Below are 17,826 nucleotides of genomic sequence, written 5' to 3' on the forward strand. Positions count from 1 at the left end.
GGGTTCAAATTTGTTAAAACAACGTATTCTAACGTCAGCGGTGCTTGCACCTCTGGCTCTACTTTTGGTGTTTTATACACCGCTGGCAATGTTTAGTACGATTGCCGCACTAATCGTTTTGCTTGGTGCATGGGAGTGGTCGGCGCTTGCGGGCCTATGTCAAAAGCGTCAGCGTTTTACTTTCGTTGGCGTCATGGCGGTGTTAATTCTATTGCTTAACACCCACTGGCCAATACAGGATTTATGGCAGCAAGGGCGCTTAGTCGCTGATGCTAATTATGTATTTACGCTCGCTTTTGCGTGGTGGCTGGTTGCTACTTTCTTGGTAGTTAAATATCCACGGGCAGCTCGTGCTTGGAATGAAGGGATCATGATGCGCTCCATCGCTGGTGTACTGACACTAGTACCGCTGTGGCTTGCGTTAAACGTGATGCGTAGTGCCGGATACGAAGATGGCGAACACATAGGTTCGGTTCTTATCATGGTGGTATTGGGTATAGTGTGGAGCGCAGACATTGGCGCCTACTTCGCTGGAAAGAATTTAGGTAAGCACAAGCTCATGCCTAAAGTGAGCCCTAATAAAACGATTGAAGGCCTAGTTGGTGGTGTGATCACCGCGGTTGTTTTTGTTTTGGTGTTTTGTCACTTCGCTGCGATTGATCTCAACATGTGGCCAATTTACGCTGCAATGACCATTATTATCGCGCTATTTTCCGCCGTTGGTGATTTGCTTGAAAGTATGTTTAAACGCGAAGTAGGCCTTAAAGATTCAGGCCGTTGTTTGCCAGGTCACGGCGGTATCCTAGATCGCATTGATAGCTTAACGGCTGCAGCACCCATTTTTGCTTTTTGCTACGCTTGGACGGTAGTGCTATGAGCGAGCAAAACTTGGTAGTACTGGGGGCGACAGGCTCAATTGGACTATCAACCTTAGACGTCGTCAGCCGCAATACAGAACAATATCGTGTATTTGCCTTAGTCGCAGGGCAAAACGCGGAAAAGATGGCTGAGCTTTGTTTACATCATCAACCCAAATACGCGGTTATGAGCTCTGAGCACGCAGCTCAGCAACTTTCTCAACGTTTGACGGACACTACCACCGAAGTACTCCATGGCGTTGAAGCAATGGCTGAGATGGCTCGCCACGTGGATGTGGATATCGTGATGTCTGCAATCGTTGGTGCAGCTGGGTTGTTACCGACTTTAGCGGCAGTCGAAGCGGGTAAAAAAGTGTTGCTGGCGAACAAAGAGTCGTTAGTAATGAGTGGCCAGCTGTTTATGGATAAAGTAAAAGCGCATGGTGCGACTTTACTCCCTATCGACAGTGAGCATAATGCCATTTATCAGTGCCTACCAACGACTATACAAACGGGACAATCTTCAAATCTAAGCCACAGCGGTGTTAGTAAGATTTTATTAACCGGTTCAGGTGGACCTTTCTTGCAGCGTTCATTGGCTACCTTAGCTTCAGTAACGGTAGAAGAAGCGGTTGCACATCCTAATTGGTCTATGGGCAGAAAAATCTCTGTCGACTCTGCGACCATGATGAATAAAGGGCTAGAGTTTATTGAAGCTAAGTGGTTATTTAACTGTTCAGCTGACGATATTGAAGTGGTGATACACCCACAAAGTATGATCCACTCTATGGTGCAGTATCGCGATGGCTCGGTGCTGGCACAAATGGGGCAACCAGACATGCGAACGCCGATTGCATATGGGCTTGCCTATCCTGACAGAATTGACGCGGGCGTCAAGCCATTAGATTTTTCTCAGATTGTCGATTTCACTTTTACCAAACCAGATTTTAACCGTTATCCCAACCTCAAATTAGCGATTGACGCATGTCGTAGTGGTCAGGCCGCAACAACAACAGTGAATGCTGCAAATGAAATTGCCGTTGCGGCATTTTTAGAGGGTAAGATAGGGTTTTGTGATATCTATCGAGTCAATGCCTTAACGCTTGAGCACAGTGAGCTAAGCGTATTAGAATCCGTTGAGTCTATTATGGAAACAGACCGAACGGCACGCCACCGAGCGCAGCAAATTATCGCCACATTGAGGTAACCATGTTTGAATTTTTCTGGCACTTAGGCTCATTTATTCTTGCTTTAGGGATTTTAGTTACCGTTCATGAATATGGCCATTTTTGGGTTGCCAGAAAAGCCGGCGTTAAGGTCTTACGTTTTTCTATCGGTTTTGGTAAGTCTTTAGTTAAGTGGTATGACAAACACCAAACCGAATACGTTATCGCCGCAATTCCACTTGGTGGTTATGTCAAAATGCTCGATGAACGTGTCGACGATGTGCCAGAGCAGGAGCGCCACCTTGCCTTCAATAATAAGCCAGTACTTTCTCGTATCGCTGTGGTAGCTGCAGGCCCCATTGCGAACTTTTTGTTTGCCATTGTCACGTTAGCGGCAATGTATATGGTAGGGGTTCAATCAGTAAAACCCGTCGTTGGAGCTGTGACACCAACCAGTATCGCGGCGGATGCAGGGTTTCAATCAGGCGACCACATCATTGCACTGAATGATGAGTTAGTGCACTCATGGCAAGACGTTACGTTTGAATTGATGGCGCATTTAGGTGAACCATCACTGGTTGCCAAAGTACAAGATGAAAAGGGTAGCTTAGCAATTCGCACGCTACGTTTGAGTGAATGGAAGCTGGAAAAGCAGGACGAAGCGCCGCTGACCTCAGTCGGCATTACGCCATATAGGCCGCCGCTGACGCTGCAGCTCGGTTATATTGAAGAAGGTGCGGCTGCCGACAAAGGTGGCTTACAAGTAGAAGACACGCTAGTTGCGATAAATGGTGACAAATTGGCGTCGTGGCAACAGCTGGTGAGCCGAGTTCAAAAATCTGCAAATCAAGCCATAAGCATTGATATTCTGCGCGATGGTAAGCCACAAACCCTAACGGTAACCCCTCGGGCAAAAACGTCATCAGAAGGTGTCGTACAAGGCTACTTGGGCGTTGTGCCTGTGATGGAAAAATGGCCAAATGGTTATATTGAAACTAGACAATATGGCATCCTAGATAGTATGGTGCTTGGCATTCGTAAAACTTACGACTTGATTGCCTTAAGTTTCGACATGATCGGCAACTTAATCACGGGCCAAGTCTCGGTAAAAAACTTAAGCGGGCCTGTGGGGATCGCGGTTAGTGCCGGAAATAGCGTTAGTTACGGGTTAGTTGCATTTTTAGGCTTCTTAGCGCTTATCAGCGTGAATTTAGGAGTTTTTAACTTATTACCGCTCCCTGTCCTAGATGGTGGGCATTTAATGTATTACTTAATTGAACTAATTCGCAGAAAACCAGTCTCTGAAAAGACACAAGAGTTTGGGTTTAAGATTGGAGCAGCGCTTCTTCTTGCCTTAACGTTTTTTGCACTATTTAATGATGTTTCTCGGCTTTAAGCCGTGCGGTGCTAAAAAGCGCACATTATATGCAGTTTAAATGTTTGCATTTTTGTTCAAGCATACAACGGATAACATAATACAAAAGCTGTAACGTTTGAATGTTGTGATGTAGTGGGCCTTAGCGTATCGCGCCAAAATTGTTGTAAAGGATAAAGATAATAAAATGCCTATAAAAAAACACATTGCAGTAACCAGTTTACTGGGCGCTAGTTTTGCTGCCTTAGGGCAAAACTCCTTTATCGTAGAAGATTTAAAAGTAGAAGGGCTGCAGCGAGTTGCACTAGGTGCTGCATTGACACATATTCCGATCAACGTTGGTGACAATGTCGATCAGTTTACTATTTCACGCACAATCAAGGCGTTGTATAAGTCTGGCCACTTTGACAACATTGCGGTATTCCGTGATGGTAATCAGATTATTTTTAAGGTTAAAGAACGTCCAACTATCAGCTCAATCGAATTTGATGGCAACAAAGACATCAAAGACGAGCAGCTAAATGAGAGTTTAGAACAGCAAAATATTCGCCAAGGTGAGCCGTTAGACAGAACGGTACTCGATAGTATCGAAAAAGGCTTAACGGAATTCTTCCACAGTATTGGTAAATACAATGCTAAGGTTGAGGTGAGCATTGTAGAATTGCCACGTAACCGTGTGAAGTTGATGCTGAAGTTTGAAGAGGGTGATGCTGCTTCTGTACGTCAAATTAACCTTGTTGGTAATGAACTGTTCTCGGACGAAGAACTTCTTAACCTAATTGAATCTCAGCAGGACTTGCCGTGGTGGCGCTTCCTATCTAATGACCGTTATCAAAAACAAACCATTGAAGGCGATTTAGAAAAGATCCGCAGTTTTTACCTAGACCGTGGTTATTTACGTTTTAACATCGATTCAACGCAAGTTTCAGTAAGCCCAGAACGTGAATCAGTTTATGTTACGGCAAACATCACCGAAGGTGAAAAGTATACCGTTAAAGGATTTGATTTCATTGGTGACTTACTAGGCCGTGAAGACTTAATTAAAGGTATTGTGCCACTTCGCGCTGGTGAGCTTTACAACGGCTCAGTTGTAACGGCGACGGAAGACTTCATTAAGAGTTATTTGGCGCGTTTTGGATATGCCAACGCTGAAGTGCGAACAGTCCCTGAAATTGATGACGAAAATAAAGAAGTACAACTAACGCTATCGGTAGACCCTGGTAAGCGTGTGTATGTGCGTCGAATCGTAGTGAATGGTAACCAGAATACAGCGGATGAAGTGTTACGTCGCGAAATGACGCAGCTTGAAGGTGCATGGTTGTCTAACCAAAACTTAGAGCGTTCTAAGCTTCAAATTCAACGTTTGCCATATATGGAATCGGTAGAGTTTGAAGTCAAGCCAATTCCAGGGGTTGAAGATCAGGTTGATGTTGACTTTAAAGTAAAAGAACAGCCTGCAGGCAGTTTCCAAGCGGGTGTTGCTTATGGTTCATATGCGGGCCTTCAGTTTAACATCGGTGTCAGTGAGTCTAACTTCCTTGGTTCTGGTAACCAAGTTGCTTTCAATATTAACACTTCGCGTGGTTCAGAGCGTTATAGTGTATCTTATACCGATCCGTACTTTACACCTGATGGTGTGTCGCAAGGCAGCAGTATCTTCTATAGTAAGTTCGATGCAAGTGAGTTTGGGATTGTAGATTATAAATCGACGAGCTACGGTATCGGCACTAACTTTGGTTTCCCAATCAATGCGATTAACCGTGTTAACTTTGGTATTCGTTGGATTGAAGAAAGCCTTTCGCAAATTTCAGACTTTGAGCAAACACGCGTACTTCGTGAGAGCTTCTTAAACGAAAGCGATCCAAACGCAGATTACGACTTTACCAAATATGAGTTAAGCGCAGGTTGGTCACGTGTAACGGTTAACCGTGGTATGTTCCCAACCGCAGGTTCTCGTCAAAGCTTGAACTTAAGTATTACTACACCAAACTCAGATCTTAATTTCTTCAAGATTAATTACGATTCACGTTTTTACTGGCCAATCAGTAACGACCATCGTTGGGTATTCTCAGCGAGAGCGGGCTTAGGTTATGGTAACGGTTATGGCGAGACCAATGGCTTTGAGCAAGTATTGCCATTCCAAGAGTTCTTCCGTATTTCAGAGCAAGAGCTGCGAGGCTTTGACCGAAACACGATCCTACCTCGAGCGGTACAGCGTGCGCCTAAGTGTATTCCGGGTACACCTAAACCAGATGGTACATCAGGTAGCTGTATTGGCGGCGATCAGCAATTTGATACGCTAAACCTAGGTGGCCGTATCGGTGGTAACGCAAAAGCACTAGCAGGTTTAGAGCTTATTGTACCAACGCCATTCCTAGACGAAGATAATACCAGTTCTGTAAGAACCAGCTTCTTCGTTGATGCGGCAAACGTTTGGGATACCGAGTTTGATGTAGATCGCTATAACAACTTGACGGAAGATCAATACAATCTACTTTCTGATTTCTCTGATCCATCAAGGTTCAGAGTATCAACGGGTTTATCGATTCAGTGGATCTCGCCAATGGGTCCAATGCTGATCAGTTTCGCTTACCCACTCAAAAAAGAAGAAGAAGACGATACGAAGACGATCAGCTTCAATATCAGTAATACATTCTAAGGAGTTTTATTGTGAAAAAATTTATTAAATCATCAACACTAGCCATGACAGCAGCACTAATGATGGGTGCTTCAGGTAGTGCGCTTGCACACAAAGTCGGCATCGTAGACATGCAGGAAGTGTATAAGCAAATTCCACAAATGGCGAAAATTGAACAAACGCTACAAGCTGAGTTTGCTGAGCGTCGTCAAGAGCTTGAAAAAATTCAAGGTGACATTCGTTTCGAAGCTGAAAAATTTAAGCGCGAAGCGACGACTATGAGTGAAGAGCAAAAAGAAGCGCTTCGTGAAAAAATCCAAGGAATGCAAAAGACACTTGCTGAAAAAGGTCGTCCACTAGAGCAAGAAATTAAAGTTCGTCAAAACCAAGAGCTTGCTAAAGTACAAAAGCTAATCGTAGATGCGATTGAGTCTGTTGCTAAAAAAGGTAAGTTTGATGAAGTTAAAGTAAAAGATACGACAATTTACTTCAATCCTGATAAAGTAGCCGACCTTTCTGAAGAAGTGGTAAAAGCGGTTAGCAATAAGTAATGACAAAACTTCACACCTTATCTCAACTTGCTGAGTTTCTAGGTGCTCAGCTGCAAGGTGATGGCGATAAATCAATTCGAAATATCGCCACTCTCGCACAGGCAAAAGACGACCAAATCGCGTTTTTAGCCAACAGCAAATACCGTGGTCAGCTTGAAAGCACGACTGCGGGGGCCGTGATCTTGAGTGAAAAAGACGCGGATTATTTTGCGGGTAATAAACTCATTATCGCAGATCCCTATGTAGCCTATGCAAAACTTGCACAGAAGCTAGACTCAACACCTAGCGCAGCATCAGGAGTTCATCGTACAGCAGTTATCTCTGATACCGCGACGCTTGGCGAAAATGTCAGTGTGGGTGCGAATGCTGTAATTGAAGATGGCGCTGTGATTGGTGATGATGTTGAGATAGGGCCTGGCTGTTTCATTGGAAAACATGCCAAAATAGGCGCAAAGACTAAACTCTGGGCAAACGTGACTATCTATCATGAAGTACAGATAGGCGAGCAATGTCTATTCCAGTCTGGTGCCGTAATAGGAAGTGATGGTTTTGGCTACGCCAACGAGAAAGGCGAGTGGGTTAAAATCCCTCAAGTTGGCACCGTAATTATTGGCGACCGTGTCGAAGTTGGCGCGAGTACCTCTATTGATAGAGGTGCGCTAGAAGACACCATTATTCATAGCAACGTCATTTTAGATAACCAGATCCAAATTGCCCATAACGTCGAAGTTGGTTACGGTACAGCCATCGCAGGCTGCACGGTATTAGCGGGCAGTGTTAAGATCGGCAAGTACTGCCAAATTGGCGGCATGACAGCAATCAATGGTCACAACGAAATTTGTGATGGGGTTGTCATTACTGGTATGAGCATGGTTACTAAAGGAATTACTGAGCCAGGGATCTATTCTTCTGGTTTACCTCACCAAACGAATAAAGAGTGGCGTAAGTCTATTGCACACTTACGCAATTTATCTGACTTTAAGTCGCGCCTGAAGGCACTTGAGCTGCTGACAGCACAGCTTAAAGATACTGATGTAGAATAAGGAAGCTATTTTGGCTAACGAATTAAACAGCTTTGATATCCAAGAGATTTTAAAACTTCTTCCGCACCGCTACCCAATGTTGCTTGTTGACAAAGTGGTAGACTTTAAGCCTGGCGAATATCTTCACGCGATTAAAAACGTGACGATTAATGAGCCTATTTTCACGGGTCACTTCCCAGAGCAACCTATTTTCCCAGGAGTGTTGATCCTAGAAGCGATGGCACAGGCAACTGGTTTACTTGGTTTTAAAACGGTCGAGAATCGCAGCGAGAATGAACTATACTTATTTGCAGCGATTGACAATGCACGTTTCAAACAACCTGTTCTACCGGGTGACACGATGCATTTGCACGTTAAGTTCGAAAAAGAACGCCGTAATATCTGGAAATTCAGTGCTGAAGCTAAAGTAGAAGGCAAAACTGTGTGTTCAGCTGAAATTATGTGTGCTAGAAGAGAGTTTTAATGGCTATTCATCCTACCGCAATTATCGAATCAGGCGCGCGTCTAGGCGAGAATGTTTCTGTAGGCCCTTATAGTTATATTGGCAATGACGTAGTCATTGGTGATAACTGTAAGATTGAATCACATGTAGTGATCAAAGGCCCATCTGAGATTGGTTCAGGCAATCACATTTTCCAATTCGCGTCAGTAGGAGAAGCCTGCCAAGATAAAAAGTACAAGGATGAACCAACTAAGCTAATTATTGGTGATAACAACGTTATTCGTGAGTGTGCGACTATCCATCGTGGCACAATTCAAGACGAAGGGATCACGCGAATTGGTAGCAACAACTTATTTATGGCTTACACCCATGTAGCACACGACGCAGTCATTGGCAGCAATGTGATTTTCGCTAACAATGCGAGTGTAGCCGGACACGTACATATTGGTGACTGGGTTATCCTTGCGGGTAATTCTGGTGTACATCAATTTTGTAAAGTGGGTTCACATGCCTTTATTGGTATGTACTCGGGTGTGAACCAAGACGTGCCGCCATTTGTTACAACGACTGGCACGCCAGCGAGACCCGTTGCAATTAATACTGAAGGCTTAAAGCGTCGCGGCTTTGAGTCTGATGAAATCATGGCAACAAGACGCGCATACAAAACGTTGTTCCGTAAGGGGCTGCGTTTAGAAGATGCGTTAGAAGCGCTAAAAGAAGAGGCTTCTGAGTTCGCAGCAGTTCAACAAATGATTGATTTTATTGCGACTTCTAATCGTGGTTTGATCCGCTAAACTTGAACCGCAATACAGGTTATACTTACGCCATACATTTTGTATGGCGTTTTTTTATACTGAAAAATAACAATGGCTAACGAAAAAAATATCACCATTGGCGTGGTCGCAGGAGAGTTATCGGGCGATATACTCGGAGCAGGCCTCATAAATGCGCTAAAACTGCATTACCCCAATGCTAATTTTGTCGGGATCGGTGGTCCTAAAATGCAACAAGCGGGTTGTAAAAGCCTGTTTGACATGGATGAACTGGCTGTTATGGGACTAGTCGAAGTGCTTGGTCGCTTACCTCGCTTGCTAAAAATTAAAAAGCAGTTGGTGAACTACTTTATTGATAATCCACCTGATGTATTCATCGGTATTGATGCGCCGGATTTTAATTTGCGTGTTGAAAAACCGTTGAAAGCGGCAGGAATTAAAACCATTCAGTATGTAAGCCCGAGTGTGTGGGCGTGGCGTCAAAAGCGTATCCATAAGATTGCTGAAGCGACTAACCTAGTGCTGTCTTTGCTGCCGTTCGAAAAAGCCTTTTATGATAAACATGAAGTGCCTTGTACATTTGTGGGTCATACGCTGGCGGATGAAATTCCACTTGAACCGGATACCGCAGGTGCGCGTGCACAGCTGAACTTAAGTCAAGATGATACGGTTTTAGCACTGCTTCCTGGTAGTCGGGGCTCTGAAGTTGGCTTATTGAGCCGCACTTACCTCGCCACCGCAAAAAAATTAGTCGATAAAATTCCTAACTTAAAAATAGTCGTGCCTTTGGTAAACGAAAAGCGCAGAGCACAGTTTTTGGAAGCCTTGAAAGAAGTCGCGCCGGAATTGAACCCAATTATGCTTGACGGCCAGTCAGCACTGGCAATGCAAGCTGCGGATAGCGTTTTACTGGCCTCGGGTACAGCCACACTTGAGGCGATGCTATATAAAAAGCCAATGGTGGTAGGGTATAAGCTAAATCCTAAGAGTTATTGGATTTTTAATACCTTTTTTACCTTTAACATCAAATACTTTGCCTTGCCGAATTTATTGGCTGACGCACCACTTGTGCCTGAGTTTTTACAGGCAGAGTGTAATCCTGACGCACTCGCTGAAGCACTTTTCCCGATGTTAAAAGGTAATAATAGTAAGCTTGTGAGAAAGTTTTACGAGATACATGAGAACATTCGCCTAAATGCCAGCAAACAAGCGGCTCAGGCTGTAATGGAGTTAATAGATGCAAATTGAACGTCCTGATGTGCAGTATATTGCAGGCGTTGACGAGGTAGGACGTGGCCCGTTGGTGGGTGACGTTGTAACCGCTGCCGTCATTTTAGACCCAACTAAACCAATAGTAGGGTTAACCGACTCAAAAAAACTGTCAGAGAAAAAGCGCATTGCATTGGCAGAAGAGATAAAAGAAAAGGCATTATGTTACTGCATTGCGAGAGCGTCAGTTGCAGAAATTGACGATTTGAATATTCTTCACGCAACGATGTTGGCGATGACACGCGCAGTTGAAGGATTGGAAGTTAAACCAAATCATGTATTTGTTGATGGAAATCGTTTACCTAAGCTAAGTGTTGCGGCAACCGCAGTTGTAAAAGGGGATAGCCTAGTTGCCGAGATAAGTGCGGCATCCATATTGGCGAAAGTCACCCGAGACAATGAGATGTTAGCACTCGATGCGGAATATCCTGAGTTTGGTTTTGCAGGCCACAAAGGTTATCCAACCAAAGTCCACTTTGCCGCGCTCGAAGCACATGGTGTTACTCCGCATCACCGTACAAGCTTTAAGCCTGTGCAACGAATTTTGGCCGAGAAGGAGTAAGCATGCCAGCCCCGCAGTTTGTCCATTTGCGTGTACACAGTGACTTCTCAATGGTGGATGGTCTAGCGAAGACCAAACCAATTGTGGCAAGGGCCGAAGAGCTTGCAATGCCTGCGCTTGCCATCACCGATCAAATGAACTTATGTGGTTTGGTGCGTTTTTATGGTGGCGCACACGGGGCAGGGATCAAGCCAATAATTGGTGCGGATTTTTGGCTAAAGTCAGATCAGTTTCCTGATGAACCAAGCCGAATTCTCGTTCTCGCTAAGAACAATCAAGGCTATAAAAACCTCACCTTGTTGATCTCCGATGCCTATCTTCGTGGTCATGTATTCCATCGCCCTGTAATTGATAAAGAGTGGCTTGCGAAATACAAAGAAGGGCTGATCCTTATCTCCGGCGCGAAAGATGGCGATTTAGGTAAAGCTATCTTAAAAGGCAATCCTAAGCTAATTGAAGAAACGCTGGCGTTTTACGAGCAGCATTTTAGCGACCATTTTTATATTGAGCTGCAACGCACAGCACGTGCACAAGAAGAAGAATATCTCCATGGTGCTGTGGAGGTCGCGGCTGCGCGTAATATACCCGTTGTGGCGACGAATGAAGTGGTGTTTTTACACGAAAAAGACTTTGATGCCCACGAAATTCGCGTCGCTATTCACGATGGTTATACATTAGAAGATAAAAATCGACCAAAGCGCTTTTCTAAAGAGCAATATTTAAAGACTTCAGAGCAAATGCAAGCGCTCTTTAGTGACATTCCAGAAGCTTTGGAAAACACCGTAGAAATCGCTAAGCGCTGTAACGTGACGGTACAGCTTGGCACTTACTTCCTACCAGATTATCCAACGGGCGATCTGGCGATTGAAGATTTCTTGGTCAAAGTGTCGAAAGATGGTCTAGAAGAACGGTTGCAGTTCTTATTCCCTGATGAAAATGACCGCAAAGAAAAGCGTGGTGAATATGACGACCGTCTGCAGGTTGAACTTGACGTTATTAACCAAATGGGATTTCCAGGTTACTTCTTAATCGTAATGGAGTTCATTCAGTGGAGTAAGGATAACGGCATCCCTGTCGGTCCTGGTCGTGGTTCCGGTGCCGGCTCTTTGGTGGCATATGCGCTTAAGATCACAGATCTTGACCCACTTGAATTCGATCTCCTATTCGAACGATTCCTTAACCCCGAGCGGGTTTCGATGCCAGACTTTGACGTCGACTTCTGTATGGATAGACGAGACGAGGTAATTGACCACGTTGCTAAACTGTATGGTCGAGACGCCGTGTCTCAGATCATCACCTTTGGTACGATGGCGGCAAAAGCGGTAATTCGAGACGTAGGTCGTGTGCTTGGTCACCCTTATGGCTTTGTAGATAGGATCTCCAAGCTTGTACCTGGCGACCCTGGTATGACACTTGCCAAAGCGTTTGATGTTGAGCCTCGCTTGCCAGAAGCTTACGACAGTGATGAAGAAGTACGTGAACTGATCGATAAATGTCGCATTCTTGAAGGCTGTACACGTAACGCGGGTAAACACGCCGGTGGTGTTGTTATCTCGCCTACTACCATTACCGACTTTGCAGCACTGTATTGCGACGAAGAAGGTAAGTTCCCAGTTACCCAGTTTGACAAGAACGACGTAGAAACCGCAGGTCTGGTTAAGTTTGACTTCCTTGGTCTAAGAACGCTAACCATTTTGCAATGGGCGCTCGACATGGCGAACGAACGCCTTGGCAGAGAAAGTCGTGAGCCGATTGATATCGCTGCGATCCCATTGGATGACCCTGCAAGTTTTAAAGTGTTACTAGACGCACAAACAACTGCGGTATTCCAGCTGGAATCTCGTGGTATGAAAGACTTGATCCGTCGCTTGAAGCCAGACTGTTTCGAAGACATGATCGCACTGGTTGCGCTATTCCGTCCGGGTCCATTGCAATCGGGCATGGTAGATAACTTTATCGACCGTAAGCATGGTCGTGAAGAAGTATCGTATCCAGATGCACAATACCAGCATGAAAGTCTACAACCTATACTGGAGCCGACCTACGGGATCATCCTTTACCAAGAACAGGTAATGCAGATAGCGCAGGTGCTTGCAGGTTATAGCCTAGGTGGCGCTGACTTGCTTCGTCGTGCGATGGGTAAGAAAAAGCCTGAAGAAATGGCGAAGCAACGTGCAACGTTCGAAGATGGTGCCAAAGATAATGGCGTCGAAGGCGAACTTGCCATGAAAATCTTCGACTTGGTAGAAAAGTTCGCGGGTTACGGCTTTAACAAATCACACTCCGCAGCCTACGCGTTAGTGTCGTACCAAACGCTATGGATGAAGACCCATTTCCCTGCCGAGTTTATGGCGGCGGTAATGTCAGCGGATATGGATAACACCGACAAAATCGTAACCTTGGTAGATGAATGCGAAAACATGAAGTTGACGCTGCTACCACCAGACGTGAATGCCGGTGTCTACAAATTTGCTGTAAATCTTCAAGGTGAGATCGTCTATGGTATAGGAGCGATTAAAGGCGTAGGTGAAGGTCCAGTTGAAGCGATCCTTGAAGCGCGAGCCCAAGGGGGAGAATTTAAAGATTTATTCGACTTCTGTGCGCGAGTTGATTTAAAGCGTCTAAATAAACGCGTGATTGAAAAGCTAATATACGCAGGAGCGCTTGATAAGCTTGGTCCTGACAGAGATCAGCCAGGGCGCGCGACATTACTAGCAAGCTTAAAGGATGCCATGAAGTCGGCAGAGCAGCATCACAAAGCCGAATCACTTGGACAGAGCGACTTATTTGGTTTACTTGCGGTTGAGCCTGAGGAGGTTGAACAAGCCTTTATCAAAGCCACGCCGCTTAGCGATAAAGAATGGTTAAATGGAGAAAAAGAAACCTTAGGTCTCTACCTAACTGGCCACCCAATTAATCAATATCGCAAAGAATTAAAATATTATACCTCTGGCAAGTTAGTTGACTTACAACCCGGTAATCGTGATACGGTAGCAACCGCGGCGGGACTGGTTATCAATGCTCGTACCTTGATAAACAAAAAAGGAGCGCGTTGGGGACTTATCACTTTAGATGACAAAAGTGCCCGAATTGATGTACGCTTATTTCCTGAACAGTTTGAAATGTACCAAGAAATGCTGCAAATTAACCAAATCTTGGTAATATCTGGACAGGTCAGCTTTGATAACTTCTCTGGTGGCATTACAATGACCGCAAGAGAAATCTCTACCATTGCTCAGGCGCGAGAAAAGCGTATTAGTGCAATAAAAATGACGCTAAATATGGCTCAAATTGACGTGAACTTCTTTGATAATTTCAAAAAAGTGCTAGAACCATACAAATTTGGAACGTGTCCGGTAAAAATTAAATATCAGCGTCCTGATGCATTAGCAGAGTTAACATTAGGAACACAATGGTGTGTGACGCCAAGTGATGAGCTTTTAACTCGTTTATCACTGTTGGCGGCGCAGGAATTAGAATTAGAATTTAACTAAACAGGTAGTTTAGAGCATGAGCCTCAATTATCTTGAATTTGAACTTCCAATCGCTGAATTGGAAGCAAAAATCAAAGAATTACAAAACGTAAGCCGCTCTGGCGATTTAGATCTTAGCCTTGAAGAAGAGATAAGCCGCTTAAAAGACAAAAATGTTGAGCTAACCAAGAAAATTTTCGATGGTTTAGGTACTTGGCAAGTGTCTCAATTAGCGCGTCATCCGCTTCGTCCATATACTCGCGATTATATTGAACGCATTTTTACCGAGTTTGACGAGTTCGCAGGCGACCGTACTTTTGCTAACGATCCGGCTATTCTTGGTGGTGTTGCACGTCTTGACGACAAGCCAGTAATGATTATCGGTCAGCAAAAAGGTCGTGATACGGCTGAAAAAATCAAACGTAATTTTGGTATGCCAAAGCCAGAAGGTTACCGTAAAGCATTACGCTTAATGGAAATGGCTGAACGCTTTAAGATGCCAATCATTACCTTTATCGACACTCCGGGAGCTTACCCGGGTGTAGGTGCTGAAGAGCGCGGTCAAAGTGAAGCGATTGCACGTAACCTTAAGGTGATGGCAGCGCTCAAAGTGCCAACCATTTGTACTGTGATCGGTGAAGGCGGCTCTGGTGGCGCATTGGCTATTGGGGTAGGTGACAGAGTAAACATGCTGCAATACAGCACGTATTCGGTAATTTCACCTGAAGGTTGTGCTTCTATTCTTTGGAAGAGTGCAGACAAAGCTTCACTTGCAGCAGAAGCAATGGGTGTATCAGCTTCTCGCGTAAAAGAGTTAGACCTTATCAATAACATCATCGAAGAGCCGCTAGGTGGCGCACACCGCAATTACGATGCGATGGCGAAAAACCTGAAAGTGCAGCTTAAACGTGACTTGGCTGATCTTGAAGCGCTAAGCACCGAAGAGATGTTAGATCAGCGTTATAAGCGTCTGATGTCATTTGGTTATTGTTAATACGGGTTCTGCTCGTATTGATATCAATGCTAATTTAAGTTAAAAAGCCGCTATTGAGCGGCTTTTTTTATTGATTGTAGAAAACATGATTAATAGTCGGGTTTACCAACAAGTAGAGTCAAGTTTAAAGGTATTGAGTTCCAGCCTCGACGCCAAAGGGTTGTGTATTGCTTTATCTGGTGGTGTGGATTCGGTTGTGTTGCTCCATCTTTGTCGAGAATATGCAAACAAGCATAACGTTATACTCCAAGCGGTTTATGTTAATCATGGCTTATCACAGCACGCTACGCAGTGGCAGCAGTTTTGTAAATCGCTTTGTGAAACACTCAATGTTCCCTTTGTTGCAAAACAGGTTGCTATTACTCGGAAAACCCGTACTAGCCTTGAAGCGCAAGCACGCGAAGCTCGCTATCAAGCTTTAGATGACGCGGCCAAAGCCGGTTTTGCAATCGTACTTGGGCAACATGCCGATGACCAAGTAGAAACTTTCTTACTGAGATTAAAGCGCGGCTCTGGATTACTCGGGCTTGGAGCGATGAGAGCGACTACTCAGCTGCCATCTGGGCGCTATTGTATTCGTCCGTTACTTGCCGTTAGTCGCAGTGACATTGAAGCATTTGCACAGCAGTTTGGCCTTGAGCATATTACTGATGAGTCCAACGCCGACGATGTGTTTGACCGTAACTTTTTACGCAATCAGGTGATCCCGCTACTTACCTCTCGATTCAAAGGTTTTGTAGGTAACACACTGCGCAGTATTGATATTTTACAGCGCCAACAAGCCATAATTGATGAGGTGAGTGAAGAAGACTTGCAAAAGTGTCGTTGTCGGATGGCGCTAAATATCACGGCTTTACAACGGCTCTCTTATGCAAGAAGAGATAATGTTATCAGACTGTGGCTATCAAAGCAGGGCATAGAGATGCCGAGTCACAAACAGCTAGATGAAATCGTACAACAGGCGTTTTTATCGCGCCAGGACAGTCAACTTGAAATTCGTTTTAAGCAAGGCGCAGTGAGGCGCTATCGTGACGCACTTTATTGGGTAACGAAAACTAGCCAAAAGCATGACATTGAGACCGTTAACTTCAACGAACTCAGCGGGCAAAGTACACCTGTGGCTTTACAAACTGGCAAGGGGATCCGCAAACCTTTCACGGACGAAATCGTTAGCATTCGCTACGGCAGACTTAAAGATAAAATCAAACCACAGAGCAAACCTGGCTCTAATACCTTGAAACATTGGCTAAAAGATTTACACATTCCAAGCTGGGAGCGTGATTCTATTGCGGTTGTTTATTACAATGATACACCGGTTGCGGTGAACGGACTGTTTGTGAGTGCCGATCACGCAGAAGACAAAGGCATTATTTGGGTAGTAAAAGATGACTGAAAGTAAAAAGATTGGCCAACAGTTAGCGCAAAAGGCACCTTATGCGGTGGTGTTCACTGCGGTGGTGTTTATCGTACTTTTTATGTCGAGTGAAGTGGTGTGGCTAAATCAAATATTTGCTTCCGCGTCAGGCATTATCAGTATCGTGTTTTTACTTCTGTATTGGCATGGTAAGGGTGGAATGTATTTTATTCTTGGCTTACTTGCGCCAATGCTTGCAGTGATGTTTTCAGTGTTACCCGATTTCCTTGCGCTTGCATGGGTAATAAATGGATTTTTTAACGGCGCGGCACTTGCCCTGATGGCCTACCTATACTTAGGAAAAGGTGCTCAGCGTTAACGCATAACACTGAGCAAAAGGGGAAGTGGTTTTTTTATACTGCGCGAGCGCAGTTTCGTCCGGCTGCTTTGGCGCGGTATAAGCCGCTATCCGAACGAGCAAATATGTTGTCGGCAGTATCATGGCTCGATGCCAGCGTAAAGCCAATGCTCGTGGTCACCGTATATTTAGCCAACATGCTCGACTTTCTTACGGCTTCCATAATTCTTTCTGCAATTACCTTGTTGGTGGTAAACGCAGGATCGTCAATTAAAATGGCGAACTCATCACCACCGAATCTAAATACCGAATCAGTTGCGCGCGTTGAGGTTTGCAAAATACGTGAAAACTCAACCAACACTTCATCACCGGCTTTATGACCATGAACATCATTCACCTGCTTAAAGTTGTCTAAATCTAAAAGCATTAGGCTAAAATTACGATGTTGACGACGGCAACGCTCGAGTTTCTCTTCTAAATTGTCAGTAAATTGACTGCGATTATAAAGTCCTGTTAGAGAGTCCTTAGTTGCTAATTGCAATACACGGTTGTACATCAAGGCATTACGCATTGGGTAAATTAAACAGGCGTGTAATTTTGACAATTTTGCCTTGATCGCTTCACTAAATGGAAACTCACTGAAATACACCAGCTGTCCTAAGTGCTCTTTTTCTAGCTCAAGATCAAACGTACTAGCCGGAAATTGGCTATCGCTGTCCTTCATCTGAAAGACACCAAGGCTACAATGGAACTGGAGCCCCGAAATTTTTGAAATTCTTGCCACATGCTCCGCGTAAATAGTCAACAGCTCTTCAATGTTGAGTGTTGTCTGAAGTTTGTCGACTAATCGCGCGTAGTGTTCACCGCCTTGCGTACTATACTGTTCAGAATTGAACGGCAAGTAATCGCCTCTGGTCGGCAATCTCTGTGTCAAAATATGGACATTTTCCATATTTCTTCCCCTTAAATAC

The 17,826-nt window shown here is 44.6% G+C and carries 15 protein-coding genes; 14 read left to right on the plus strand and 1 reads right to left on the minus strand.

What is annotated here, in order from left to right; translation table 11 throughout:
* Positions 1-10 precede the first annotated feature (10 nt).
* From L1271_RS02710 to L1271_RS02775, 14 genes are all read left to right on the plus strand, one after another.
* Positions 11-877 carry a phosphatidate cytidylyltransferase gene (locus tag L1271_RS02710; protein ID WP_017216091.1) on the plus strand — a complete coding sequence of 289 codons (867 nt, stop codon included), beginning with the start codon at positions 11-13 and terminating at the stop codon, positions 875-877.
* On the plus strand, positions 874-2,064 hold the full coding sequence (ispC, locus tag L1271_RS02715) for a 1-deoxy-D-xylulose-5-phosphate reductoisomerase (RefSeq protein WP_235366683.1): 1,191 nt from the start codon (positions 874-876) through the stop codon (positions 2,062-2,064). Before L1271_RS02710 ends, ispC begins: the two co-directional genes overlap by 4 nt.
* 2 nt (positions 2,065-2,066) lie before the next feature.
* Entirely contained in the window at positions 2,067-3,419 is a 1,353-nt protein-coding gene (rseP, locus tag L1271_RS02720) for a sigma E protease regulator RseP (RefSeq protein WP_235366684.1), read from the plus strand.
* Between the two features lie 166 nt (positions 3,420-3,585).
* The gene (gene bamA, locus L1271_RS02725) at positions 3,586-6,057 is read left to right on the plus strand and encodes an outer membrane protein assembly factor BamA (protein WP_010606775.1); all 2,472 of its coding nucleotides are present in this window, start codon (positions 3,586-3,588) and stop codon (positions 6,055-6,057) included.
* Positions 6,058-6,068: 11 nt separating this feature from the next.
* Entirely contained in the window at positions 6,069-6,587 is a 519-nt protein-coding gene (locus L1271_RS02730; RefSeq protein ID WP_102057107.1) for an OmpH family outer membrane protein, read from the plus strand.
* Positions 6,587-7,630 carry a UDP-3-O-(3-hydroxymyristoyl)glucosamine N-acyltransferase gene (lpxD, locus tag L1271_RS02735; RefSeq protein ID WP_102057106.1) on the plus strand — a complete coding sequence of 348 codons (1,044 nt, stop codon included), beginning with the start codon at positions 6,587-6,589 and terminating at the stop codon, positions 7,628-7,630. The genes L1271_RS02730 and lpxD overlap by 1 nt, the downstream gene beginning before the upstream one ends.
* A gap of 10 nt (positions 7,631-7,640) precedes the next feature.
* Positions 7,641-8,093, plus strand: a complete 453-nt coding sequence (gene fabZ, locus L1271_RS02740) for a 3-hydroxyacyl-ACP dehydratase FabZ (protein ID WP_010371351.1) — start codon at positions 7,641-7,643, stop codon at positions 8,091-8,093.
* Entirely contained in the window at positions 8,093-8,866 is a 774-nt protein-coding gene (gene lpxA / locus L1271_RS02745; protein ID WP_088530226.1) for an acyl-ACP--UDP-N-acetylglucosamine O-acyltransferase, read from the plus strand. Before fabZ ends, lpxA begins: the two co-directional genes overlap by 1 nt.
* A gap of 72 nt (positions 8,867-8,938) precedes the next feature.
* The gene (gene lpxB, locus L1271_RS02750) at positions 8,939-10,093 is read left to right on the plus strand and encodes a lipid-A-disaccharide synthase (RefSeq protein ID WP_235366685.1); all 1,155 of its coding nucleotides are present in this window, start codon (positions 8,939-8,941) and stop codon (positions 10,091-10,093) included.
* Positions 10,083-10,676, plus strand: coding sequence for a ribonuclease HII (rnhB, locus tag L1271_RS02755; RefSeq protein ID WP_235366686.1), 594 nt, complete (start codon positions 10,083-10,085; stop codon positions 10,674-10,676). The genes lpxB and rnhB overlap by 11 nt, the downstream gene beginning before the upstream one ends.
* Positions 10,677-10,678: 2 nt before the next feature.
* Positions 10,679-14,170 carry a DNA polymerase III subunit alpha gene (dnaE, locus tag L1271_RS02760; RefSeq protein ID WP_235366687.1) on the plus strand — a complete coding sequence of 1,164 codons (3,492 nt, stop codon included), beginning with the start codon at positions 10,679-10,681 and terminating at the stop codon, positions 14,168-14,170.
* Between the two features lie 16 nt (positions 14,171-14,186).
* Positions 14,187-15,143 carry an acetyl-CoA carboxylase carboxyl transferase subunit alpha gene (gene accA, locus L1271_RS02765; RefSeq protein ID WP_010606782.1) on the plus strand — a complete coding sequence of 319 codons (957 nt, stop codon included), beginning with the start codon at positions 14,187-14,189 and terminating at the stop codon, positions 15,141-15,143.
* A gap of 85 nt (positions 15,144-15,228) precedes the next feature.
* Complete coding sequence (gene tilS, locus L1271_RS02770) at positions 15,229-16,536, plus strand: tRNA lysidine(34) synthetase TilS (protein WP_235366688.1); 1,308 nt, start codon at positions 15,229-15,231, stop codon at positions 16,534-16,536.
* Entirely contained in the window at positions 16,529-16,876 is a 348-nt protein-coding gene (locus L1271_RS02775) for a hypothetical protein (RefSeq protein WP_206471036.1), read from the plus strand. The genes tilS and L1271_RS02775 overlap by 8 nt, the downstream gene beginning before the upstream one ends.
* 34 nt (positions 16,877-16,910) lie before the next feature.
* Here the strand turns inward: L1271_RS02775 and L1271_RS02780 are convergent, their stop codons facing one another.
* Positions 16,911-17,807: a GGDEF domain-containing protein gene (locus tag L1271_RS02780; RefSeq protein WP_102057103.1), complete on the minus strand. Its 897-nt coding sequence runs from the start codon at positions 17,805-17,807 to the stop codon at positions 16,911-16,913.
* Positions 17,808-17,826 lie beyond the last annotated feature (19 nt).

It is taken from the genome of Pseudoalteromonas sp. OF5H-5 (genome assembly GCF_021530695.1).
In the GTDB taxonomy this organism is placed as follows: Bacteria; Pseudomonadota; Gammaproteobacteria; order Enterobacterales; family Alteromonadaceae; genus Pseudoalteromonas.

Excerpts from the sequence above, each read along its gene's own strand:
- dnaE (WP_235366687.1), top strand. The coding sequence starts at position 10,679 with ATGCCAGCCCCGCAGTTTGTCCATTTGCGTGTACACAGTGACTTCTCA.
- ispC (WP_235366683.1), top strand. The coding sequence starts at position 874 with ATGAGCGAGCAAAACTTGGTAGTACTGGGGGCGACAGGCTCAATTGGA.
- lpxA (WP_088530226.1), top strand. The coding sequence starts at position 8,093 with ATGGCTATTCATCCTACCGCAATTATCGAATCAGGCGCGCGTCTAGGC.
- L1271_RS02780 (WP_102057103.1), bottom strand. The coding sequence starts at position 17,807 with ATGGAAAATGTCCATATTTTGACACAGAGATTGCCGACCAGAGGCGAT.
- lpxB (WP_235366685.1), top strand. The coding sequence starts at position 8,939 with ATGGCTAACGAAAAAAATATCACCATTGGCGTGGTCGCAGGAGAGTTA.
- rseP (WP_235366684.1), top strand. The coding sequence starts at position 2,067 with ATGTTTGAATTTTTCTGGCACTTAGGCTCATTTATTCTTGCTTTAGGG.
- L1271_RS02775 (WP_206471036.1), top strand. The coding sequence starts at position 16,529 with ATGACTGAAAGTAAAAAGATTGGCCAACAGTTAGCGCAAAAGGCACCT.
- lpxD (WP_102057106.1), top strand. The coding sequence starts at position 6,587 with ATGACAAAACTTCACACCTTATCTCAACTTGCTGAGTTTCTAGGTGCT.
- accA (WP_010606782.1), top strand. The coding sequence starts at position 14,187 with ATGAGCCTCAATTATCTTGAATTTGAACTTCCAATCGCTGAATTGGAA.
- tilS (WP_235366688.1), top strand. The coding sequence starts at position 15,229 with ATGATTAATAGTCGGGTTTACCAACAAGTAGAGTCAAGTTTAAAGGTA.
- bamA (WP_010606775.1), top strand. The coding sequence starts at position 3,586 with ATGCCTATAAAAAAACACATTGCAGTAACCAGTTTACTGGGCGCTAGT.
- rnhB (WP_235366686.1), top strand. The coding sequence starts at position 10,083 with ATGCAAATTGAACGTCCTGATGTGCAGTATATTGCAGGCGTTGACGAG.